General features: G+C 51.1%; 26 protein-coding genes. 1 reads left to right on the top strand and 25 read right to left on the bottom strand.

Going from position 1 to position 21615, the window contains the following annotated elements; genetic code table 11:
* Window positions 1–23: 23 nt before the first annotated feature.
* The 5 genes from bshB1 to BLT35_RS01075 form a co-directional block, all read right to left on the bottom strand.
* A complete protein-coding gene (bshB1, locus tag BLT35_RS01095; RefSeq protein WP_054818303.1) occupies window positions 24–722 on the bottom strand; it encodes a bacillithiol biosynthesis deacetylase BshB1 in 699 nt (232 codons plus the stop codon).
* Complete coding sequence (locus BLT35_RS01090) at window positions 719–1138, bottom strand: methylglyoxal synthase (RefSeq protein WP_171005824.1); 420 nt, start codon at window positions 1136–1138, stop codon at window positions 719–721. The genes bshB1 and BLT35_RS01090 overlap by 4 nt, the downstream gene beginning before the upstream one ends.
* A gap of 99 nt (window positions 1139–1237) precedes the next feature.
* On the bottom strand, window positions 1238–2038 hold the full coding sequence (gene dapB, locus BLT35_RS01085; protein ID WP_054818302.1) for a 4-hydroxy-tetrahydrodipicolinate reductase: 801 nt from the start codon (window positions 2036–2038) through the stop codon (window positions 1238–1240).
* Between the two features lie 37 nt (window positions 2039–2075).
* Complete coding sequence (locus BLT35_RS01080; RefSeq protein WP_062408841.1) at window positions 2076–2594, bottom strand: tetratricopeptide repeat protein; 519 nt, start codon at window positions 2592–2594, stop codon at window positions 2076–2078.
* Between the two features lie 97 nt (window positions 2595–2691).
* On the bottom strand, window positions 2692–3021 hold the full coding sequence (locus BLT35_RS01075; protein WP_054818300.1) for a nucleotide pyrophosphohydrolase: 330 nt from the start codon (window positions 3019–3021) through the stop codon (window positions 2692–2694).
* A gap of 166 nt (window positions 3022–3187) precedes the next feature.
* Between BLT35_RS01075 and BLT35_RS01070 the strand changes: the two genes are divergently transcribed.
* Window positions 3188–4057 carry a YitT family protein gene (locus BLT35_RS01070; RefSeq protein ID WP_062408842.1) on the top strand — a complete coding sequence of 290 codons (870 nt, stop codon included), beginning with the start codon at window positions 3188–3190 and terminating at the stop codon, window positions 4055–4057.
* Window positions 4058–4069: 12 nt separating this feature from the next.
* Here the strand turns inward: BLT35_RS01070 and BLT35_RS01065 are convergent, their stop codons facing one another.
* From BLT35_RS01065 to trpE, 20 genes are all read right to left on the bottom strand, one after another.
* A complete protein-coding gene (locus BLT35_RS01065) occupies window positions 4070–4945 on the bottom strand; it encodes a sporulation protein YpjB (protein ID WP_074726817.1) in 876 nt (291 codons plus the stop codon).
* Between the two features lie 45 nt (window positions 4946–4990).
* Window positions 4991–5674 (bottom strand): DUF1405 domain-containing protein, encoded by a 684-nt coding sequence (locus BLT35_RS01060; RefSeq protein ID WP_074726816.1) that lies wholly within the window; start codon window positions 5672–5674, stop codon window positions 4991–4993.
* A 62-nt stretch (window positions 5675–5736) separates the two neighbouring features.
* Complete coding sequence (locus BLT35_RS01055) at window positions 5737–6630, bottom strand: c-type cytochrome (protein WP_062408844.1); 894 nt, start codon at window positions 6628–6630, stop codon at window positions 5737–5739.
* A 62-nt stretch (window positions 6631–6692) separates the two neighbouring features.
* Window positions 6693–7364: a menaquinol-cytochrome c reductase cytochrome b subunit gene (qcrB, locus tag BLT35_RS01050; RefSeq protein ID WP_054818297.1), complete on the bottom strand. Its 672-nt coding sequence runs from the start codon at window positions 7362–7364 to the stop codon at window positions 6693–6695.
* 19 nt (window positions 7365–7383) lie between these two features.
* On the bottom strand, window positions 7384–7929 hold the full coding sequence (locus BLT35_RS01045; protein WP_054818296.1) for a Rieske (2Fe-2S) protein: 546 nt from the start codon (window positions 7927–7929) through the stop codon (window positions 7384–7386).
* A 244-nt stretch (window positions 7930–8173) separates the two neighbouring features.
* Entirely contained in the window at window positions 8174–8629 is a 456-nt protein-coding gene (locus BLT35_RS01040; protein ID WP_054818295.1) for a DUF2487 family protein, read from the bottom strand.
* Between the two features lie 115 nt (window positions 8630–8744).
* Window positions 8745–8936, bottom strand: coding sequence for an IDEAL domain-containing protein (locus BLT35_RS01035; protein ID WP_054818294.1), 192 nt, complete (start codon window positions 8934–8936; stop codon window positions 8745–8747).
* Between the two features lie 45 nt (window positions 8937–8981).
* The gene (locus BLT35_RS01030) at window positions 8982–9500 is read right to left on the bottom strand and encodes a gamma carbonic anhydrase family protein (RefSeq protein ID WP_054818293.1); all 519 of its coding nucleotides are present in this window, start codon (window positions 9498–9500) and stop codon (window positions 8982–8984) included.
* Between the two features lie 111 nt (window positions 9501–9611).
* Window positions 9612–10730, bottom strand: coding sequence for a hypothetical protein (locus BLT35_RS01025; RefSeq protein WP_062408845.1), 1119 nt, complete (start codon window positions 10728–10730; stop codon window positions 9612–9614).
* A gap of 132 nt (window positions 10731–10862) precedes the next feature.
* Window positions 10863–11465 carry a histidine phosphatase family protein gene (locus tag BLT35_RS01020; protein WP_074726815.1) on the bottom strand — a complete coding sequence of 201 codons (603 nt, stop codon included), beginning with the start codon at window positions 11463–11465 and terminating at the stop codon, window positions 10863–10865.
* Window positions 11466–11546: 81 nt separating this feature from the next.
* Window positions 11547–12182, bottom strand: a complete 636-nt coding sequence (locus BLT35_RS01015) for a zf-HC2 domain-containing protein (protein ID WP_062408847.1) — start codon at window positions 12180–12182, stop codon at window positions 11547–11549.
* Window positions 12179–12772 carry an RNA polymerase sigma factor gene (locus tag BLT35_RS01010; protein ID WP_062408848.1) on the bottom strand — a complete coding sequence of 198 codons (594 nt, stop codon included), beginning with the start codon at window positions 12770–12772 and terminating at the stop codon, window positions 12179–12181. Before BLT35_RS01010 ends, BLT35_RS01015 begins: the two co-directional genes overlap by 4 nt.
* A 443-nt stretch (window positions 12773–13215) precedes the next feature.
* Window positions 13216–14304: a prephenate dehydrogenase gene (locus tag BLT35_RS01005; protein WP_074726814.1), complete on the bottom strand. Its 1089-nt coding sequence runs from the start codon at window positions 14302–14304 to the stop codon at window positions 13216–13218.
* Window positions 14301–15401 (bottom strand): histidinol-phosphate transaminase, encoded by a 1101-nt coding sequence (gene hisC / locus BLT35_RS01000; RefSeq protein ID WP_054818291.1) that lies wholly within the window; start codon window positions 15399–15401, stop codon window positions 14301–14303. The genes BLT35_RS01005 and hisC overlap by 4 nt, the downstream gene beginning before the upstream one ends.
* A 45-nt stretch (window positions 15402–15446) precedes the next feature.
* Window positions 15447–16259, bottom strand: a complete 813-nt coding sequence (gene trpA, locus BLT35_RS00995) for a tryptophan synthase subunit alpha (protein ID WP_074726813.1) — start codon at window positions 16257–16259, stop codon at window positions 15447–15449.
* Window positions 16246–17451: a tryptophan synthase subunit beta gene (gene trpB / locus BLT35_RS00990; RefSeq protein ID WP_062408851.1), complete on the bottom strand. Its 1206-nt coding sequence runs from the start codon at window positions 17449–17451 to the stop codon at window positions 16246–16248. Before trpB ends, trpA begins: the two co-directional genes overlap by 14 nt.
* Window positions 17444–18121 carry a phosphoribosylanthranilate isomerase gene (locus BLT35_RS00985; RefSeq protein ID WP_074726812.1) on the bottom strand — a complete coding sequence of 226 codons (678 nt, stop codon included), beginning with the start codon at window positions 18119–18121 and terminating at the stop codon, window positions 17444–17446. The genes trpB and BLT35_RS00985 overlap by 8 nt, the downstream gene beginning before the upstream one ends.
* A gap of 8 nt (window positions 18122–18129) precedes the next feature.
* The gene (gene trpC, locus BLT35_RS00980; RefSeq protein WP_054818290.1) at window positions 18130–18939 is read right to left on the bottom strand and encodes an indole-3-glycerol phosphate synthase TrpC; all 810 of its coding nucleotides are present in this window, start codon (window positions 18937–18939) and stop codon (window positions 18130–18132) included.
* Window positions 18929–19999 (bottom strand): anthranilate phosphoribosyltransferase, encoded by a 1071-nt coding sequence (gene trpD / locus BLT35_RS00975; protein WP_375162513.1) that lies wholly within the window; start codon window positions 19997–19999, stop codon window positions 18929–18931. Before trpD ends, trpC begins: the two co-directional genes overlap by 11 nt.
* 11 nt (window positions 20000–20010) lie before the next feature.
* Entirely contained in the window at window positions 20011–21552 is a 1542-nt protein-coding gene (trpE, locus tag BLT35_RS00970) for an anthranilate synthase component I (RefSeq protein WP_054818288.1), read from the bottom strand.
* Between the last annotated feature and the right edge of the window lie 63 nt (window positions 21553–21615).

The following is a 21615-nucleotide window of genomic DNA, read 5'->3' as shown; positions in this document are numbered from 1 at the left end:
CTCGATCACAATCGATATACGTCTTAAAACAAATTCGTCAAGTAAGGCAGTTTGCTGATGAAGCCTTCGGCATAAGGCACCGAACGCTGCTGGCCAAGCAGCTGATCCCTGGCCTCTACCCGCTCCAGGTAGCCCTGATTTAGCGGGGTATGGACGTAATCATTCCCGGCGCCTGCCGCCTCGAATTGCGAGCGGTAGGCTTTCAGTGAAGAGCGCTTCTTCTCATAGACAGCGGTTACGTCTACCATGACATCCGGCGGAATGACATCGTTAATAAAATAAAAGTAGCTCTCCTGAACCGTATGCGCCGGAACATGCGGTATATACCTCCTAAGCTTCGCATTGAACAAAGCTTCCTGCACCAGCTTGCTGCACGCGATGTGATCGGGATGCCGATCCTCCCAATAAGGAGCGAATACGACGCGAGGCTTCCATTTGCGAATTTCCAGCACAATGCGCTCCACATATTCCGGCAGCAGATAAAGACCGCGGTCCGGGAGCTCCAGATTGCTCCTCATCGCAAGCCCAAGCCGCTCCGCCGCTTCCGCCGCTTCTTTACGTCGGGTTTCCACGTTTCCGTTGGAAGACATTTCAGCTGAAGTTAAATCACAAACACCGACACGGAGCCCTTGCTCCGTATGCTTAGCGATGGTGCCGCCCATTCCGATTTCAGCATCGTCCGGATGAGCGCCGAATATGAGCAAGTCCAACGATTCTTTCATCCGTCTACACCCGGCTTATATTTATGTACGAGCTCTCTCCAGGCAAAATCTCCCCGATCCAGTGCCTTGACCAGTATTTCAGCAGTTGCAATATTCGTCGCACACGGGATTCCCTGCACGTCGCAAAGCCGGAGCAGCGCGATAATATCCGGCTCATGAGGCTGAGCCATCAACGGATCGCGCAGAAAAATAATCAGATCCATCTCATTGGTGGCTACCATGGCTCCGATCTGTTGGTCGCCTCCAAGCGGCCCCGACATAAAACGGTGCACGTTCAGCTTGGTTTTCTCCATAATGCGTGTTCCCGTCGTTCCCGTGGCATAAAGACGATGTTGCTCAAAGACAGATTCATAAGCCGTTACAAAATTAACGATTTCATCCTTCTTGCGATCATGTGCAATCAGTGCAATATTCATAGGCATGTCATCCAGCTCCTCTTCTGCTCTGCCGCTTCCCTACAAACAAGGACACTCGAACGGACCTTGCGGCCTGATCCATGTCCTCCTCATTATTCATTAATCGATAAAATGCTCAAATCCGTACACCATGCCCGCATACTCCATCACTTTTTTGACGGCAACGTTCACCCCGGGCATGTAGCCCGCGCGGTCGTATGAATCATGGCGGATTTTCAGCGTTTGACCGAAGGCGCCAAAAATGACTTCCTGCTGGGCAAAAATGCCCGGAAGCCGAACGCTGTGAATTCGGAAGCCTTGGTAATAACCGCCGCGCGCGCCTTCAATCGTCTCTTCCTCTTTCGGATTCCCTTGGCGGAGCTCCTCGCGCACTTCGGAGATCAATTCAGCGGTTTTTACCGAGGTACCCGACGGAGCATCCAGCTTCTGATCCCCATGGTACTCGATAATTTCTACATGAGGCATATATTTCGCTGCTTGAGCGGCAAATTTCATCATCAAAATGGCACCGATCGAGAAATTAGGCGCGATGAGCCCGCCAATGCCTTCCGCTTTGCACTGCTTGTCCAGCTCCTCTATATCTTCAGGAGTAAAGCCCGTCGTTCCCATTACAGGGCGAACTTTGTGCTTGATGGCCAGCCTTGTGTTCACAACAGCCGATTGGGGAGTCGTGAAATCGACCAGCACATCCGGCTTTGATTCGACGAGCGCCAGCTCCAAATCATTCGTAACCTGAACGCCGCATGGCTCCAGACCAACAAGTCTTCCTGCATCCATATTTGTCGTAGAGCGTGCAACCGCCGCCACTAATTCCAGTTCGGGATCGCCAAGCACCATCTTTACGACTTCACGTCCCATACGGCCGCTTGCACCGGCCACAGCCACTTTAATTCGAGTCATTTCGTTGTTTCGTTCCTTTCTTCCTGCGATTTGGAGTTCATCCTTTGTTCATATATTGTTTCCATTTTAAATCATAATCTTTAAGCAGTCTTTTGCCTATAGCGTGCTGAGGGTCCAGCTTCAAAAGTTCTTTGACCGCTTTCACCGCCGAACTGTATTCCTCAAGGCGATAATACGCAATACCCAGCAGAAGGAATGCCTCAATGGCCAGGGGATCAAGCTCCACAGCCTGTTGAAGCAGCGCGACGGCCAACCACAAGCGTTCATCCTGCTCCTCGAACAGCCTTTCAGCATGCAATATCAATTTCCTGGCCTGAAGATGCTGCAGGTGAAACGAATAATGCTCATCCTCCGGCTCAAGCCGAACGGCCTGCGCCGCATGACCAATCGCTTTATCGAGCTTATTGCTGCGGGCAAATGTGATGGACAGCTTATAATGATACGCCGCACAATGCGGGTCCAGGGCAATCGCGCGTTCAAACCATGCAATCGCCCTTTCGAAGTCGTGCTGTAATATCGATTCATATGCTTTTTTTATGGCGTTCTCCCCGTCCATAATGACCATCTCCTCTCCAAACCGTCCGAAGCATGTTCCCTCCTGGACGAGGTCTGCAGCATATAAGGTGATGGTACACTATATGACAAAGATGAAGTTAAGTGTCCACTCGAGTCCACCGATCGGCGTCACGCGTGCGAAACTTATGCATGATTTTGTCATGTGCCTCGGCAAGGTCAATCCCCAGGGAGTTGGCAAAGCAAATCGTGATAAACAAAATGTCGCCCAGTTCGAGCTCGATGGAGTTCTCTTCTTCCGTAGCTTTTTTCGGCTTCTCCCCGAATCGGTGATTCACTTCCCGGGCCAGCTCCCCAACCTCTTCCGACATTCGGGCCATCATGGCCAAGGGACTGAAATACCCTTCTTTAAATTGGGATATGTATTCATGCACCTCCTGCTGGAGGTCCTTTAACGATTTATCGGACATGATCCTAACGTTCACCTGCCTTCATTAAATCATTCTCTATCCATAAGAGCGCATTATCATCATGTTAACGCAAAACACGCCGTCATGACAAATTTTTTTTGAAAAAGAAGGGAACCGTTATATTATACCGAATTTCATGTTCATCTGAAACGAATGGAGTTGAATCATGCGGTTTTCTGAAGCTTCCACCCATGCCAAAAACATCATCCCGATTTGGATCGGGACGGCCGTATATGCTTTCGGGCTTCATTATTTTGTCATTCCGAATGAACTGATGGAGGGAGGGCTGACCGGCTTTGCGCTGCTCTTGAACTACATTTTCAGTTTTCCGCCATCCCTGACCACGCTCTGCATGAATGTTCCGCTGTTTTATTTGGGCTGGCGTATATTAGGAAAATCCTCCATGGCATACACCATCATAGGTACACTTTCTTTGTCGTTTTTTCTCTGGATCATGGAACGGCTGATCGGCAGCGGTTGGCTTGTGCCCTTTCGGACGGAGCACGATTACTTTCTGGTCACCGCTTATGCCGGATTTACACTGGGATTGGGCCTGGGCATCGTCTTCCGTTTTGGAGGAACAACCGGGGGGACCGATATTTTGGCCCGGGTCATCCATAAACTGAAAGGTTGGCGTATAGGGCAGATTATCCTGACGATGGACGTTATCGTGATTGGTTCCTCTCTCTTTTTCCTGCCGAAAGAGAAAATCCTGTATACGATTGTTGTTGTTTTCATCGCTTCCAAGATGATCGACATTCTGATTGAAGGAGCATATGCCGCCAGGGCTTTCACCATTATTACCCACCAGTCGGAAGCTGTCGCCGCCGCCATTACGGAATCACTCGATCGGGGAGCCACATTATTACCGGCTGTGGGCGCTTATTCCAAACAGCAGAAGCATATTGTTTACTGTGTAGTGGCCCGCAGTGAAATGAAAAGGCTTAAAGACCTTGTCCGTTCCATCGATCCTCTCGCATTCATTATCATAACGGAGGTACACGATGTCGTTGGAGAAGGCTTCAAGCCTAAATAAGTCCATATTGAACTAACGCGTATCGTCATTGCTGCGGCGAACCGGCACAAGACCGTCGTTCTTTTTGGAGAGCCGCCACCCGGCAAAAGCAAGTGAACTCAAAATGATCAACCCGAACGTCAGCGTCCACAGAATCGGATTCTGCGGCTCCGGATAAGGCAGATAGGCTGTTGTTGCCTGTCTCATAAACAGTTTGTCCAGCATTTGCCGCATGGCAGGGACGGCATTGAGCACGTCATCGAACGGTTCGCCCTGAAGCAGGGACTGTGACCGGACGAACGCGACAAGCGAATCCATTTTCTCCACATCGGAGGGCATCCGTCCAATAACCAGGCTGGGCTGCACAATGCTGTAATTATGCTCTAACCGGGAGGAAGCCGATTGCAAATCCGACTGTCTTTGGCTTTTAGCCGCTTGTTCCACACCGGTAACGTCATCCTGAAGACGGTCGTAATATTGAAGCCATAACGGCTGGGTGGGGTGTGTTAGCGCATCGGCCGCCAGCCGAACCTTTGCCGCGGCGATTTGCCGATCTTCAGGCTGAACCTTGGCCAAACCAAAAATGCGCTGTGCATCGGTAACGGTTTGGGTCAGAGCGGTCATTCCTTCAGCCGAAGTCAATCCCTCATAACGAATTTGAGATATTTGGTCTGTCAGCTGCTGCAATACGATTCGGCTATCCTCTACCTCTCCCTGCAGCAGTTTTTGATACATATCATCGGCAGTACGGTTCAACAGATCGGCCTTCTGAAGCTGCTCCTGGGAAGGCTTTGGCGCCTCCGCCTCATTTTTGTCCTTGTCATTCCCGCTGCAGCCGCCGAGCAAAGCAGCAACGAGCAGCGCCGTTATGATCAGACCGAGCCGCTTCACGTTGTAAGCTCCGAACATTGGTACATCCCCTCCTAAAAACATCGTATGGGAGGATGTCCACATTTAGACCGATTTTGTACCGGTCTCCTTCCGTTCCTTCCGTACCCTCCATCTCCAGAGAAGCAAAGCCACGGCAATGCTGGCCCAGCTTAACAACATCGTAAAAGAGGCGATCGGAGTCAGATCATCCTCCAGCACCTCCGGGAGCCATGGATAAATACCGACGGCGTAATCCATGATGTCGTTCAGAAGCACCCAGCAGGCTGCGAAAAGAACCGCCATCCATCGGAAACGGTAAAAACGGTAGTACAGCAATACTTCCATCGCCATCCCCAGATGTGAAAACGTCAGCATCCAATCCTGCCAAACCAGCCGGTCCCCTTGGTACGCTCCTGCCATGATCATGGCTACTGCCCATATCCCGTATTTAAATGAAGTAATAACGGCAAAAGCCTCTACAAAACTTCGTAATCCGCCAGACGGCTTCCGTCCGGTATCTTTATCGTTCGCTCTTCTCAGCAGCAAAATCAGCAGAAACCAAGTGAAAAACAAACTGGCCGTAGGGCTGTCCGGGACAAAGGGAAGATAAAGCGGAGACATGTTTTCTGCGGTGAACTTTAATTGATTGCCATACCATATGTATCCGTAAATCGTACCAAGGAAGTTCACCCAAAACAAGGTCCACAGCATCTGCCGGCTGCCCAGAAACTCGCGTGAGAAAAAGTAAGTCCAGCCCCTGATTGACAACAATGACTCCTCCTCTTCTTTCTAAAAAAACCTGACCGCATTAGCGGTCAGGTTTTATCTTGTTATTGTTTTTTCTGTCTGGAGAGCCAATCCGCAAGCTGTTCGATTTCGGCCGGTGTCAGACCTTTGCCAATGTTGGCATCATATTGTCCAGGCATCTGACCAATACCGTTATGGATAATTCCCAAAATCTCATCCTTGGAGTGAAGGTCTCCCACTCCGCGAAGCGCCGGGATTTTGGCCGAAGGCATTCCCTTCAAGTCCCCGCCATGACAGGAAAGGCAAGTCGACTTCGCATAAATTTGCGCTGCCGGATCATCAGGAGCTACAATTGCAGCGGCTTGCTGTGCGGGCGGCTTCGCTCCGCCCCCGCCTGCGCCGCCTGATGTGCCTTTGTTGGCGTGCATTTCTTCTTCACGTTTGATATGCTCCGGAATAATATTTTTCTCCTTGAGCTCTGCCTGATAGTGGCTCCAGGACACGACCGTCAAATAGGTGCAAGCGATCAAGCTCAAAAACATTAAAGCGGATGCGATCGGCCGCTTGTAAAAGCGTCTTTCCTTGCCCGTATCCAGAAACGGAGCCAACAGCAAAGCACCGAACGCGATACCCGGAACACCAACGGTACCCAGCACCACGAAATTTTCCGAAGTATACGGGTATTTGAGAAGCTGATACATGAACAGGAAGTACCAGTCCGGCATCGGAATGAACTGTGTATTCGTCGGATCAGCAGGATAGCCGAGCGGAGCCGCATGAGACACGGTCAGAGCCAAAATACCGACCAGCACGACAACGCCGACCATCCATTCTTTCAAAAGGAAGTTCGGAACAAATACTTCCGATTTTCCAGGGTAAGCAGAAAAATCTTGCGGAGTCAATTTCGTCGATTTTACTCGAACGCGTGAATCCCCAACGTAAACGATTTTCTCGTCCGATTTATGACCATGAGCCACAGAACGCTCCTCCTTCTCGTTTTCTTGGTAGAAAACCGTAAGCTGCAAATTTTACGGAAATCTTATAGCGGCCCGGAAATACCTTGCTTGCGAATCATGAAGAAGTGTCCTGCAAGCAGAGCCAATAATGCGCCCGGAAGGAAGAACACGTGCAATGCAAAGAATCTCGTTAACGTTTGCGCCCCTACGATTTCCCCGCCTTGCAGGAGGGTTTTTAAATATGGACCGATATACGGTGCGGATTCAACAATTTTAAGCGTAACGCTTGTTGCGAAGTAAGCTTTATTGTCCCAAGGCAGCAAATATCCCGTCAAACCAAGACCCAGCATGACAAAGAATATCAGCATCCCGACAACCCAGTTCATTTCCCGGGGAGCCTTATAGGATCCAGTAAAGAACACGCGAAGCGTATGTAGGAACATCATGACAATAACGAGACTGGCGCCCCAATGGTGCATCCCGCGTACTATCACGCCAAAAGCCACCTTATGCTGCAGATAGTCTACGCTTGCATAAGCGTTGATGATATCCGGCACATAATACATGGTCAGGAACATGCCCGACAGAATTTGTATAACTGTGATAAAGAACGTCAAGCCGCCGAAACAGTATACAAAAGCGGAGAAGTGATGAGCCGGGTTAACGTGCTCCGGCACCTCGTGGTCCGCTACGTCTCTCCACATCGGCGTGATATCCAGGCGTTCATCGATCCAGTTATAAACCGCTTTAAACATCTGATGCTACGCCTCCTTATTACACCCGTTTATTAGGTCCGAGCTGACCAACATACACAAAACCGTTCTCGATCTTCACTTCATATTCGTCGAGCGGCAGTGGCGCTACGGCTAATGCTTTTCCGTCAATTGTGTAATGCGCACCGTGACAAGGACAATAATACTGGTTCTGGAATTGCGGACTGCCATTCCAGTTTACCGTACAGCCCAAGTGCTTGCATGTCGGGTTCAGGGCAAAGATTTTGCCGTCCGGACCTTTTGCAATCCATGCTTCGAGTTCAGGACTGCTTTCGTACCAGCCGTCCACTTGATGCACTTGGAACTTGAAGGATTTCGGCTCGTTCGTAACTTTGGACTCTTCCACAACCTTTACCCATTCAGCTTGCGACTTAGGCTGAAGAACCGGATCCACTGCAAAGCGAACCATCGGAACCAGCATCCCTGCGCCCATGAATGCTCCTGCTCCACCGAGGGTGTAAGAAAGAAACTGGCGTCTGGACATTTCACGACGTTTGACTGGTTTATCGCCGTGATGCTGCGTCTCTTGATTCGTGTGATCGTTCATTCTCGTTCTACCCCCTTTTTGCAACATATATCAGTCGTTCGACATAACTTTACACCATACACTAGGACATTACTAATAATAGCCTACACCTCAATGGGCGTCAAGAATGGAGTCTGCTTATTCCTAGGTGTAATCTGAAGTGTCGAAGCTACATGTAACGAAATTGTCACAACTGGCGATGTTGGGTAATGTGCCAGGCTGTTACATAGAATTCTCAACATTTCCATGAATCATACATGCGTCATTAGGTCAGACTTCCATTCCACAGGTTTGCCATCAATTCCGCCGCTTGGCGCTTCAATTCGCTGCCGGAAACTCTGAGTTCCTCCGGCGTAAAACGCAGAACCAAATCGGCATGTTTCGTTTCAAGGAACCCTTCCCCAAACTCGGGTTCAGACTTGGCCGTTACGATAACAACGAACCGAAAGCCGGTTTTCTTGAGGCCTTCACAGACCTGGTCCAGCAGCAAGCTGCCAGACTCCTGCCTTGTGGCGCTTGCAAAATGCATGGCGGGATACGTTACGATACGGCCTTTGAACGGAATCTCAATCAAGTCGAGCGCATCGCGTAAATATTCCAGTTCCCTGGTGGCCTCCCAAGGCGTCTCCCCTCCGTTTAATCCCGTAACCGGCAGTACCGCCGTATCCAGATACGGACGGAGCTCGTCCCATGTCTGCTCCTCAATGTCGCTAAATTTCAATGATTTCACCTTCTTTCCCTGTATCACTTTAGCACAGAAAAAAAGACATATGAACTATCTTCACATGTCTTTCAAAGAAATGTCATCATTGGCGCTAGCTCTATTTATTCCGGATTCATTCACCCAAGTCTCTCAGTGTATTCAGTTCGGTCGTTAGGGCAATAAAGGATTGTTCGTCACCATTAGCCAATGCCTGATCTATTTCTTCGTATAATATTTCCTCTTTGTATTTACGCAGCGCTTCGTCAAGCAACATTTCTGCAAACAAACTCAGCATCATGTCGTTTGTCACGTTCATTTTGCCCATAAGAACCTACCTCCAAACCGGGTCATAATCATCCATTTACACCACTTACTGCTTAAGGCTGCCCCTCAGATACTCAGAACCTCTGACGCAATAGCTCTCCATCGTCCGCTTCATCCGCTCCAGATCCTTCTCTTGCAGCTCCCGAACCACTTTTGACGGCGATCCGAGAGAAAGCGTGTACGAGGGGATTATTTTGTTCTCGGTCACAAGCGTTCCTGCCCCTATTAAAGCATATTCACCGACGGAAGCGCCGTTAAGTACAATCGCCCCCATCCCGATTAATGTGCCTTTGCCTACATGGCATCCGTGAATGATGGCACCGTGTCCTACGGACACTTCATCTTCGATGATCAAGGGCTGATTGGTATTCACATGGCCGATGCAGCCGTCTTGAATGTTGCTTCGCTTTCCGATCCGAATGGGGGCCAAATCTCCCCGAAGCACGGTGTTGTACCAGATGCTCGCCCCTTCTTCGATAATAACATCACCGATAATTTGTACACCGGGCGCCAGAAACACCGTTGGATGAATCTGGGGCAGAATACCGTTATAACTGTGCAGCATGAACCGTTACACTCCTTGGATAGGGCGCTGTGAAGGCCGGATACTCCGCCGCGATACAGCAGCCTCGATTTTTGGAGTGATTGTAGCAAGACCTTCAAAGATTGTCAATTGTCAAACATCAATGGTAATCTTTTCTTCGTCGGGCACATACGTTCCTTCAATAATGTGACTGCCCAGCTTAGTGACCTGAACGACGCGTCCCCACCTTTCGTCCTCGCCTATCCTCAAAAGTCCAAGATGCATCATCATCTGGATAATCCGCTGGTCCAGGATCGAATCGGCCGTATCGTAGTAGTAAGGCCGAATCAATGGAGTCAACACCTCTCTTAGCGAATGATAGGTAACCCATGATTTGCCTAAACGGCTTAACCAATGGACCAACGATTGAAGGTTGGGAATAGGGCCTTTATACAGCCTTAACCAGAAACGGTAAACTTGGAACGGGTCGTCTTTTTGGCCTTCGTCCACCTTCGCTTCGCCTTTGCTTGTGAGTGCCAGCACCTGGTTGTGTTCCGTAATCAAATCGTTGTAGTAGCAGTAATCGTAAATAAAAGAAAACCGATTGGGGTACTCACGGAACATTCTGCCGTAGCCGAATCTCCACGCGGTTTTGCCCACAGGGTCTTCCCTGACCGCCAAGCGTTCCAGAATCTGCTGGAGATTGCGTTTGTACATGACATTCTCAGCAGTAAGAATGACTTCCTGACTCCGGAGAAAATGAAGAAAGCTCCAGATGTCCTCCGCCAGAAATCTTTGCTCGTCCCGGTAGACGGGCGGCTCTTCGGTCGTTTGAAGCTTTTGCTGAAATTGCCTGGCCAGTACGAGAATGAATCTGCTTTTTAAATCGGCGGGCAATTGAAACAAGTATCGCGTTTGATGGGAATATCCGCTGAACAACCATCCCCTTTGCTTGAAGCGTGAAATCATTTCGCGCGGATTCCAAGCCGTGTTCTCGTCATCCTTCGTAAATCGGCTTTGCTGCACCCGGGCAATCAGCTCCTCCAAGCTGAATGACCCGCGCTGGTCAAACAAGAGCGAGTTGAGAAAACGGATGTCTTCGATCGATAAGGCTTCAACCTGAGTATCGAAAACCTCCCGCCGTCCTACCGCACACAAGATCGACTGGATGAGCTCATTTTTCGAATGGCCGTTGCACTCGCAATGATACGTAACGGCGATGCGGCTCAGCTCATGGATATCCGCATAGCTTAACATGTCGGCTAGATTCATGCGTCTGTCCCTCCAGAACTTCTTAATACCCATTATAGGAAAATGTTCCGGTTTTAAACGCGATATGAAAAAAATTGCAAAAAAAAGCGGATTCCCATGCAGCATCTTGCTTTGCATAAGAACCCGTTGGTTTCAAATACTTTGACCTTGCTCCTGCTCCAGCTTCACCAAGTGAGAGGTACAGTTTAAGAGCCGGCAATGCCAGCTTTCTTCTACACGTTCGATGACGGTCAGAGACGTATTTTTTAAATGCTCCTCTATGGGCTGACCCAAGAAAGAAGCAAGAACAGGTGCGATATATCCCCCGTGGCTGACGATCAGAATCCGTTTCCCCCGATGATCCCGCTCCATATCCAAAAGAAATGACCGCCAACGCGCCAGAAGCGCTTCATCACTTTCAAGGCCCAAATCCAGCTCGCGCCAATTCTCCCCCCATCTTAAAAGGCGTTCCTCCGTCGTCGTCCCTTCCAGTTGGCCGAAAGCTCTCTCGCGCAATCTCGAATCTACCCCTATAAAAGGCGAGCCTGTAATGTCCGCTATCAGCTGCGCCGTCTCCCGTGCCCTGATCAAATCGCTCGAGATAATCGCGTCCCAGTCTTCTCCCTGCAGCCTTTCGGCCAACAAGCGCGCCTGTATCCGACCGACCTCGGCCAAAGGCGTATCCATTTGACCCTGCATACGACCCGACAGATTCCACTCTGTCGTTCCATGCCTTACGAATCCAAGTACAGTCATCCTGTCTTCAACATCCCTTCTAAAAGCTCAGTCAAAAAAAGAAACGGCCCTCGGGGGACGGTAGTGCCAGTCCGAAGTCCGCTAGATTTTGGTGCGTGTCAACCAGTTCATAATCAGTAAAGTACAGGTCAAACCGAACAACGAGACGAACAACATATAATCATTCACCGTCTGAATCGGTCCGACACGATACATGAACGGCTCGTTAAATCCTTTCAGACTGGCTACCGCCGTTGGCATGGCGTGGACATTCAACGATTCCCCCCCGCCGCTAGCCGCCACCACAACCGGGTCCCCCAACCGGCCGAATACGCTGGACTCTTGAGCAAGAGGAGGAGCAGCATCTATGCTCATCTCATGAGATAGAGAAAAGACAAAAGTGAAGACGAACAGCGCAATACAAAAGGAGATGACCGCCGTAAGGTTGCGGCGGAATTTGTATGAGAATGGATGCAGCCGGTCGTGGGCCGGAATTCGCCAAGACTCATCCTCGTATATCCGCTTCATCACACTGGAGGAAACCGACTTTTCCAATGACACGACAGGCTCATCATTGGCGGTAGAACGAATCAGTTGCGTGCTTTCCTGCCAGATCTCGAACTCTTCCTCACAAGCCTTGCAATGCTTGATATGTTCATCCACCGCCTGCCTTATTAAATCGTGCTCCGGCAAATCCCAATAGACGCCGAACCATTCATGTATGTCTTCGCATTTCATCTTCGATTCATCCCCTCATACTCCTCAAATATCGGTTCAAGAAAGTATGGTTCCAACTGAAGCTTTACGCTAGCCCTTGCCCTGAATAACAAAGATTTGACCGAGCTTACCGTCTGCCCGAGAATATTGGCAATCTCCTGGTAGTCAAGCTGGTCGTATTCACGCAATATTAGTGCGGATCGCTGCTTCTCAGGCAGATTATTTATGGCATCCCTTACCATAGAAACTCTCTCGTTCCGCAGAACGGTTTGTTCCGGGAGCGTGTCCAAAGAAGTTTGAGGCGTATATCCGCTTTGCTCCAAGGAAACCTTTATATTTTTATGTTTGCGCAGCTCGCTTAACACCGTATTGCGCGCGATGGTATACAGCCAAGTGGAGAAGGTCGCCTCGACCTCACGAAACGAATGAAGGCTTTTATAAGCCTTATAGAACGTTTCGTTGCAAAGGTCTTCCGCCAGAGATTCCATCTGCGAGCTTTTCAGCATGTGAAAGATGAATGCCAAAATCTTACGTTCGTAGCGGCGCATTAATTCATCATATAGCTGGACGTTGCCGTCCTTGATTTCTCTGATCAACTGGGAATCGGTCATGCAATTCGACCCTCCTTGTGATTCCTGCTTACTCCCAGCGATACTACTTGTTTGTACTGTAGGGGGAGTATAAAAGTTGCGGTAGTTTCGAAAAAAAAATGAAAATGATACTTTGCTGCTCTTAGATGCTATACTATTCGTGGTATAAGGCCAAAATTCCTTCTTTATCGACAACTTCATAGGGTCTCCCCGATAAAGATGTACAATATATACTACGATTAGTTTATCAAAATAAGATATGCTGGAGAAGCTTACAACATGAACATGTCCGCCAACTCGTGAAAATTACAAAAAAAGACCGCCTGAATCATCAGGCGGTTGCACATTGTGCCATTATTCGGATAGGAGTGGAGAGAAACCATACTGTACTTTTATTATATGTATCCGTTTACAAAAAGTCAACGTTTTTTTGAAAACGTTTCCTGCCAGTTTTTAAAAAAAGATTACACGTGAACCGTGTAATCTTTTTTCAGCAGCTCCAGCGCTTTATCCATATCGTATTCCTCCCGGAACGATAATCTCAAAACGCCTGGAACGTCTTCCCTGCTTTCGATAATCTGAATGTTGCTCAAGTTCACACGATGGCTGCCGAGCAGCATAGTAATTTGACCGATGACGCCCGGGTGATCCGGAACATCGACATAAATATCGTAAAAGGAGTGGATGACTCCCTTGCGGCGTTCCGGCAAACCTCCGCGGAATTGGTTTGCCTTATGAAACTCCTGCTCGATCCCTTCGCCGTTGCCGGTCTCCAGCAGCTTGATGAATCTTCCGACTTCTTCATTCCAATCCTTGAGCAAATTCAGCATCACGGTTTTGTTGCTGATCAGAATATCCCGCCATATGATCGGATCACTGGAAGCAATCCGGGTAATGTCGCGGAAACCGCCCGCGGCCAAATTCTGATAAAGCTCGTTCGATTCATTGTAGCGCGCCACCTGATTCACGAGAGCAACGGCAATAATATGCGGCAGATGACTGATAGCGCCTACGATTTCATCGTGAAGCCTGGCATCCACCTTCACAATGTGCGCCCGGGTCCATTGGAGCAGGTCGGTCAAGCGGGCGTATGCCTCTTCGGGGGTATCCTTGTCCGGTGTCAAAACGTAGAACGCATTCTCGAACAACCGAGAGGTTGCCGCTTCGACCCCGGACTTTTCCTTGCCGGCCATAGGGTGGCCTCCGATAAAGGATACGCCTTGCAGGTTCAGCCTTGACGCATATTCCGCCACAGACGCTTTCGTGCTGCCCACATCGGTGATGACACAGCCCGGCTTTAGAGGAAGCTTGGACAGCCTGGTCAAGTACTCTTCCAAATTCCCTACAGGAACGCACAGAAAAATAAAATCCGCGCCTTCTGCGGCTTCCTCGAAGGAAGTGGTAGCATAATCGACCACTTCACGTTTCAAATACTTTTCTACGGAACTCGGATTGCCGGAATGACCGACGACCGTCAACCCCGGTTTTCCTTTGAAGCACAGGGCGAGCGATCCACCGATCAGCCCTACGCCGTATATTGCAATTTTGGTCATGAAACCGCCACTTCGCTCAATACTTGCTCCAGCGCCTCAAGGAATTTACGGTTTTGCTCCTCGCTGCCTACCGTTACGCGGATCTTGGTCGGATAGCCCCAGCCCGGGTCATGACGAACAATGATGCCTCTCTGAAGCAAGCCCTGAAATACCGCTTGACCCGGACGCTTCACATCGATCATGATAAAATTCCCATGAGCCTCAAAATACGGCAGGCCCAGCTTATCCAATTCCGCTGTCACTTGCCGGATACCGGCGGCGTTTGCCTCACGGCACGTGCGGATAAACTCGTGATCCTGCAATGCGGCAAGCCCCGCCTTCTGTGCAAAGCTCGTGGTATTGAAAGGCTCACGCACCTGGTTAATCGAACGAACCACATCCGGATGTCCAATGCCAAAGCCGATGCGCAGGGAGGCCAATCCGTATATTTTGGAGAACGTGCGCAGCACCACAATATTTTTGTATTTATTCAGCAGCGAAATGCTGTCCGGATACTCTTCGTTGACGGTGTACTCGGCATAGGCTTCGTCGAGAACGACCATGACATGATTTGGAACGGATTCAATGAAGGATACGATTTCCCGTTCGCTTAACATGGTGCCCGTCGGATTGTTCGGGTTGCAGATCCAAACGATCTTGGTACGTTCGTTTACTTTGGCGAGCATGGCCTTCAGATCGTGCTTTCCGTTTTCATCCACGGGAACTTCGATAAAGGTAGCCCCTTCGATTTCCGCGTTATGCTTGTACTGGGGGAACGTCGGAAACGCGGATATCGTTTCATCATTCGGCGTTAAAAAAGCGCGCGCGATCATCAGAATCACCTCGTCCGAGCCGGCGCCGAATATGATTTGATTCGGCTTTACGCCGTAGTGCTCAGCTACTGCATGCGTCAGGTCTACGGCTCCGCCGTCCGGATATATGCTGACTTGATCGAGCAATGAAACAATGGCTTCTTTCGCTTTCGGAGAGCATCCGAACGGGTTCTCGTTGGAGGCCAGCTTGATGACATCAGTAAGCCCCAGCTCCCGCTTGACTTCGCTGATCGGTTTTCCCGGTTGATACACCGGAAGATGTAAAATATTTTGTTTAGGCTGCACTTCGGTAGTCACCTCGTTATAAGATTGATGAGCAGAAATATGAAATCAGTTACCCATCAATTTTCGCACAAATTCATTAATTTGCAAGAGGCCTTGTGATTTTGTTACATCTTGTGTCAGCAGCGGCAGCGCTTCTTCCACTTTTTTCACCAAGGCGCTGCCCACGACAATGCCGTCACAGGTCTTGGCAAATCGGGCATACTGCTCTGGGGTGGAAATACCGAAGCCGATCGCAATGGGAAGATTCGTCGAGGCTTTTACCGTTTGCAGGAACTCATCCACGCCGCTGTGAAACTCCGTCCGCGTCCCCGTCACGCCAAGCGAAGATACACAGTACACAAAACCGCTTGCCCGCGAGGCGATTTTCTGCACCCGCTCCCTGGAGGTCGGAGCTACTAGCGGAATCAAATGAATCCCGTGCTTCTTGGCTAACGCCCGGACCTCTTCATCCTCCTCCATAGGCAAATCCGGAATGATCAGACCGCTGATGTCGCTTTCCTGAAGAAGTGAAAAAATCCGGTCAAGCCCCGTTTGAAGTACAGGATTGAAATAAGTGAACAATATAAACGGCAATTCGCACCCCTCGCTGCGCGCTTGTTTGGCAGCGTAGATGCAATCCAGGATGGTGATGCGGTTCGCTTTCAAGGCCCTCATGGAAGAACGTTGAATGACGGGACCGTCGGCAAGAGGATCCGAGTAAGGTACGCCTAATTCCACCATAGCCGCTCCCGCTTTTTCAAGCTCCTTGATCACATCAATCGAGGTCCGCACGTCCGGATCCCCGATCGTCAGGAAAGGAATAAAGGCCGGTTTTTGTTGCTCCCGCAGTTCGGCAAACTTCCGGTCAATGCGATTCATCGGCATTTCCTCCTAAATAACTCATGATGGCTTCGACGTCTTTATCTCCGCGCCCGGAGAGACTGACAACAATAATTTGATCTTTGCCCATGGCCGGAGCCCGCTTAATCGTCTCGGCTATCGCATGGGCGCTCTCCAGCGCCGGTATGATGCCTTCCTTGCGGCTGAGCAGCTGCAGCGCATCGAGCGCTTCCCGGTCGGTAATCGGGATATATTCGGCACGCCCGGTATCCTTCAGATACGAATGCTCCGGTCCGATCCCCGGATAATCAAGGCCGGCGGAGATGGAATGAGCCTCCTGCACTTGTCCGTACTCATCCTGCAGAAGATAGCTGTAGGAGCCCTGGAATACGCCCTTGCTTCCTTTGGTCATCGTGGCGGCGTGTTTATCGGTCTCCACACCGCGCCCTGCCGCTTCAACGCCGATTAACCGAACGCTCTCGTCATTCAGGAAAGGATAAAACATGCCGATCGCATTGCTCCCGCCGCCTACGGCAGCAATGACCGTATCCGGCAGCCGGCCTTCCCGCTCAAGAATCTGCTTGCGCGTTTCATCGCCGATAATGCGCTGGAAGTCGCGGACCATCATCGGGTATGGGTGCGGTCCTGTTGCCGAACCAAGGATATAGAAGGTATCGTCTACATGGCTGACCCAATAGCGAAGGGTCTCATTGCACGCATCCTTCAATGTTCTCGTGCCCGAGGTGACCGGCACGACTTCCGTGCCAAGCAGATTCATCCGGAATACGTTCAGCTGCTGGCGCTTCATATCTTCTTCACCCATAAACACCTTGCACTCAAATCCCATCAGGGCGGCAACCGTAGCTGTCGCCACGCCATGCTGGCCAGCGCCGGTTTCGGCGATAATTTTGGTTTTGCCCATCCATTTGGCCAAAAGCCCCTGACCGAGCGCATTATTGATTTTGTGCGCCCCGGTGTGGTTTAAATCCTCCCGCTTCAGGTAGATCTTCGCGCCGCCCAAATGCTCCGTCAGACGCCCGGCATAATAAAGCGAGGTCGGCCGTCCGGAATAACGATGAAGCCAATAATTCAGCTCTTCCTGAAATTTCTCGTCTTTGGCATACTTCTTAAAAGCTTCCTCCAGCTCGATCAATGCGTTCATCAGCGTTTCCGGCACATACCGCCCGCCGAATTTGCCGAATCGGCCATACTCATCCGGTCCGTTAAACAATCGATTTCACCCTTTCGACAAAAGTCGTAATTTTTCCGATATCTTTTACTCCGTCGACCTCTACGCCGCTGGACACATCCACACCGTCAGGAGCGTAGCGATCGATCAGCCCCCGTACATTGTCATGCTGAAGTCCGCCGGCCACCAGAAGAGGAATACCCGCTTCACGGCACCATTGCTGATAGGGAGGAATCGTTTCCCAGGCAAAGGTCTTGCCGGATCCGCCGCCGTACATCGGGTCGAATGTATCCAGCAGCATGCCGTCTACCAAACCGCGATAAGGCTCCAGGCTGCCGCGGACGGACGCTGTTGCATTCTCCGATGACATGGCCGCGGAAATCGCCATCACTTTAAACACTTTGACGCCCGGAAACCATTTTTTCACGGATCGGCAAAACTCCGGGCTCTCCTGGCCGTGAAGCTGAACAACGTCAAGCGCCGCCTCGCGGAGCACGGCTTCCAGCTCATCCAGGCCCGGATTGACAAAGACACCCACGGCCTGCGGCCGGTGCTCCGCCGTCCGGATCGCGCGGAGCATCGCTGCGGCTTGGCCCGGAGTGACCTGACGTTTGCTTCTTGCGAATACAAAGCCGATATAATCAACGGGCAGACCGGCAACCTGCTTTGCCATTTCCTCTGTTTGCAGCCCGCATATTTTAACGCTGACCATCGGATACTTCACTCCTTGACCGCTTCTGCATCGGCGTAAGCTCCCAGCAATCCGTGAACCGCAGCAGATACATCCGGCTGGCGCATAAAATGCTCGCCCACCAGCACCGCATGGGCACCGGCCGAAAGCAGCCAATCGATTTCCTCCGGCTTGGATATACCGCTCTCGCTAACGACGGTAACCCCTTTAGGAATATGCTTTACCAGCTCCTCCGTCGTTGCCAGATCGGTGACGAAGGTTTTGAGATTGCGGTTGTTGATCCCGATCATCGTCGGGTTGAGCTCCAGCACACGCTCCAGCTCTTCCCGGTCATGAACCTCGATCAGAACATCCATCCCGAGATCTTTGGCAATCGTATGGAATTCTTTCATTTGCTTCGTCGTCAGTATAGCGGCGATCAGCAGAATCGCATCGGCGCCGATGCAGCGCGCTTCATAGATTTGATGAGGGTCGATCGTAAAATCTTTACGCAATAAAGGCACCTGCACGGCTTCACGTACCCTGGTTAAGTAATCGTTAGCGCCCTGAAAGTACTGAACGTCGGTCAAAACCGAGATGCAATCCGTCCCGGCCTGCTCGTAAGCCTTCGCCAGCCGGACAGGCTCGAAATCATCGCGAATCAATCCTTTGGACGGGGATGCTTTTTTTACCTCCGCAATCAGCCCCATGGAACGTTTGCGTCCGGAGCTCAGCGCCCGCTCAAATCCGAGGCAATCGGGAAGCCCGGCAATGCGCTTCTCCATTGCGGCTATGTTGATGCTCTCTTTCAGCTGTTCAACTTCCCGTTTTTTGGTCATGACAATACGATCAAGAAACATGGCTCACTTCTCCCGTATATTGGACTAACTGCTCCAGCTTTTCCTTCGCTTTGCCGGAATCGATGACTTGAGCCGCCAGCTTCACGCCTTCCGGCAGCGTTTCGCTGAAGCCGGTCACATAGAAGCATGCGCCGGCGTTGGCCAGCACAACATCCCTGCAGGCACCCGGCGCGCCGGAAAAGACGCCGCGGATGATCTCCGCATTCACCGCTGCGTCCCCGCCCACGACGTCCTTGAGGCTGTATACCTTCAGCCCCAGTTCTTCCGGAGTGATTTCAAACGTACGGATGCCGCCGTCCTTCAGCTCCGTCACCTGGGTCGCATCCGAAATGCTGATCTCGTCAAGCCCGTCCAGGCTGGCGACCACCAAGGAGCGTTTCACGCCCAGGGCCAGCATCACATGAGCGATCGTTTCTGTCTTGCCGCGATCAAACACACCCAGTACCTGCCGGTCAGCACCCGCCGGATTCGTGAGCGGTCCAAGCAGGTTGAACACCGTGCGGAAGCCAAGCTCTCTTCTGGATGCAGCCACATGCTTCATCGATTGATGATACAGCTGCGCGAACATGAAGCAAATGCCGACCTCCTCAAGGCAGCGAGCCGCCTGGGTCTCGTTTAACTGGATGTTGACTCCGAGTGCTTCGAGCACATCCGCACTGCCGCTTTTGCTCGACATCGCCCGGTTTCCATGCTTCGCCACCCGGACGCCCCCCGCCGCGGCTACAATCGCCGCCGTCGTAGAGATATTAAAGGTGTCGGCTCCGTCTCCTCCGGTTCCGCACGTATCCAATAAATTCTCCCGTCTCGTTTGTACACGATTGGCTTTGGCGCGCATGGTCTCGGCGAACCCGGTGATTTCCTCAATCGTCTCGCCTTTCATGCGAAGTCCGGTAAGCATGGCTCCGATCTGCGTCGGTGTGGCCCCTCCTTCCATGATGTGAGACATGACATCCCGCGCCTCCGCCCGTGTCAAGTTCGATTGTCCGACAATTTTATGAATCGCTTGCTGTACAGTCAATTGCTGTTGGTCCAACGTACTCGCCTCCCCATGATGGGTCATCCCCATTATGCTTATTGATAATAATCGTGGTTGATCGGCACATATTCGCTCGACTTGGTTGCGAATGCCGCCTCGGCTGTCCGGATCGACTTCAGCAGCGGTTTGGCTTTATTCACCGTTTCCTCGTACTCGTTCTCCGGAATCGAATCCCATACGATGCCCGCTCCCGCTTGTGCATAAGCTTTGCCGTTTTTGAAGATGATCGTCCGAATCGTGATGCACGTATCAAGATTGCCGGAGAAGCCAAGATATCCGATCGCTCCCGCATATGCACCGCGCGCTTCGTTTTCCAGTTCCGCGATGATCTCCATCGCTCTCAGTTTCGGAGCCCCCGACACGGTGCCCGCCGGCAGGCAGGAAATGAACGCATCGTAGAAATCCTTGTCGGCGGCCAACTGGCCGGAAACGTTGGAAACGATGTGCATGACATGAGAATACCGTTCGATTTCCATGAACGTGTCGCATTTGACTGTCCCGAATTCCGCTACGCGGCCGATATCGTTGCGTCCCAGGTCGACGAGCATCAAATGCTCCGCCCGCTCCTTTTCATCGGCCAGCAACTCCTTCTCCAGCAGTAGATCCTCTTCCGGCGTCCGCCCGCGGGGACGGGTTCCCGCAATAGGACGGGTCTCCACTCTCTCATCCTCGACCCGGACAAGAAGCTCCGGAGAAGTGCCGACAATGACTTCGTCGTCCATTTTGAGACAATACATATACGGAGACGGATTCATTGTCCGCAGGATGCGGTAAACATGAAGCGGAGATACGTCCGTTTCAATCTCAAACCGTTGGGAAAGCACCACTTGAAAAATATCTCCGGCACGAATATATTCCTTCGCCCGATTCACATTTGAAATAAACTGCTCCTTCGTCAGGTTGGACTTCACTTCGCCCAAATCGACTTCGTCCGGTATCGCCCGATTCGTCATGGACATGGCGGGCAAAGGACGCTTCAAACGTTCGATCGTGGCATCAATTTTGGCGCAAGCCGCTTCGTAAGCTTGAATAATCTCGCTATCCGTGCCGTGCGGGGGGACATGAACATTGGCGATGATTTTAAGCTGCTGTTTAAAATGATCAAAGACGATGACCTGATCGCAGAACATAAACTGGATGTCGTTCATTTGCAGGTCGTCCTCCCGGTGCTTCGGCAGCTTCTCATAATACTGCAGCAGGTCGTATCCGAAAAATCCGACCGCTCCTCCCGTGAAGCGCGGCAGATCCGGCAGCGACGGACTCTTGTAATCACGGAGATAAGCCTTCAATACGTCCACCGGCTTCTCCATCGACGTGCTCAGGCCCTCCGGGCCCTCAATCTGTGTCACGCCGTTCTTGGCCCGGATCATCATAAAAGGGTCCGTGCCGATGAAGGAGTATCGCGCCCATTTGACGCCACCCTCAACACTCTCTAGCAAAAACGCCCGATTCTCCTCATAAAAATGCTGAAACACGCGAATCGGCGTATCCGTGTCCGCAATCAAATGGCGAACGACCGGTATCAGGTTATAATCCTTCGCCAGCCGGATGACTTCCTTCACTTCCGGTGTGTACATATCCATCTCTCCTCTTCTCACCTGAGACTTGCATCTGCTCTAAAAAACAAAAAAGCCTCTACA

The organism is Paenibacillus naphthalenovorans, from assembly GCF_900099895.1.
Taxonomy (GTDB): domain Bacteria; phylum Bacillota; class Bacilli; order Paenibacillales; family NBRC-103111; genus Paenibacillus_G; species Paenibacillus_G naphthalenovorans.
This window is presented reverse-complemented; position numbering and strand designations above follow the sequence as displayed.

What these genes read in the sequence shown, in the direction of transcription:
- trpC (WP_054818290.1), bottom strand. Translation starts at nt 18,939, where the DNA reads ATGTTTCTTGATCGTATTGTCATGACCAAAAAACGGGAAGTTGAACAG.
- BLT35_RS01025 (WP_062408845.1), bottom strand. Translation starts at nt 10,730, where the DNA reads ATGAATCTAGCCGACATGTTAAGCTATGCGGATATCCATGAGCTGAGC.
- BLT35_RS01090 (WP_171005824.1), bottom strand. Translation starts at nt 1,138, where the DNA reads ATGAATATTGCACTGATTGCACATGATCGCAAGAAGGATGAAATCGTT.
- trpD (WP_375162513.1), bottom strand. Translation starts at nt 19,999, where the DNA reads ATGACCCATCATGGGGAGGCGAGTACGTTGGACCAACAGCAATTGACT.
- BLT35_RS00985 (WP_074726812.1), bottom strand. Translation starts at nt 18,121, where the DNA reads ATGGTCAGCGTTAAAATATGCGGGCTGCAAACAGAGGAAATGGCAAAG.
- BLT35_RS01015 (WP_062408847.1), bottom strand. Translation starts at nt 12,182, where the DNA reads ATGAAATGCGAAGACATACATGAATGGTTCGGCGTCTATTGGGATTTG.
- BLT35_RS01075 (WP_054818300.1), bottom strand. Translation starts at nt 3,021, where the DNA reads ATGTCCGATAAATCGTTAAAGGACCTCCAGCAGGAGGTGCATGAATAC.
- bshB1 (WP_054818303.1), bottom strand. Translation starts at nt 722, where the DNA reads ATGAAAGAATCGTTGGACTTGCTCATATTCGGCGCTCATCCGGACGAT.
- qcrB (WP_054818297.1), bottom strand. Translation starts at nt 7,364, where the DNA reads ATGTTTAAAGCGGTTTATAACTGGATCGATGAACGCCTGGATATCACG.
- BLT35_RS01005 (WP_074726814.1), bottom strand. Translation starts at nt 14,304, where the DNA reads ATGACCAAAATTGCAATATACGGCGTAGGGCTGATCGGTGGATCGCTC.
- BLT35_RS01070 (WP_062408842.1), top strand. Translation starts at nt 3,188, where the DNA reads ATGCGGTTTTCTGAAGCTTCCACCCATGCCAAAAACATCATCCCGATT.
- BLT35_RS01045 (WP_054818296.1), bottom strand. Translation starts at nt 7,929, where the DNA reads ATGAACGATCACACGAATCAAGAGACGCAGCATCACGGCGATAAACCA.
- BLT35_RS01080 (WP_062408841.1), bottom strand. Translation starts at nt 2,594, where the DNA reads ATGGACGGGGAGAACGCCATAAAAAAAGCATATGAATCGATATTACAG.
- trpE (WP_054818288.1), bottom strand. Translation starts at nt 21,552, where the DNA reads ATGTACACACCGGAAGTGAAGGAAGTCATCCGGCTGGCGAAGGATTAT.
- dapB (WP_054818302.1), bottom strand. Translation starts at nt 2,038, where the DNA reads ATGACTCGAATTAAAGTGGCTGTGGCCGGTGCAAGCGGCCGTATGGGA.
- BLT35_RS01010 (WP_062408848.1), bottom strand. Translation starts at nt 12,772, where the DNA reads ATGACCGATTCCCAGTTGATCAGAGAAATCAAGGACGGCAACGTCCAG.
- BLT35_RS01035 (WP_054818294.1), bottom strand. Translation starts at nt 8,936, where the DNA reads ATGGGCAAAATGAACGTGACAAACGACATGATGCTGAGTTTGTTTGCA.
- BLT35_RS01020 (WP_074726815.1), bottom strand. Translation starts at nt 11,465, where the DNA reads ATGACTGTACTTGGATTCGTAAGGCATGGAACGACAGAGTGGAATCTG.
- BLT35_RS01030 (WP_054818293.1), bottom strand. Translation starts at nt 9,500, where the DNA reads ATGCTGCACAGTTATAACGGTATTCTGCCCCAGATTCATCCAACGGTG.
- trpA (WP_074726813.1), bottom strand. Translation starts at nt 16,259, where the DNA reads ATGAATCGCATTGACCGGAAGTTTGCCGAACTGCGGGAGCAACAAAAA.
- BLT35_RS01065 (WP_074726817.1), bottom strand. Translation starts at nt 4,945, where the DNA reads ATGTTCGGAGCTTACAACGTGAAGCGGCTCGGTCTGATCATAACGGCG.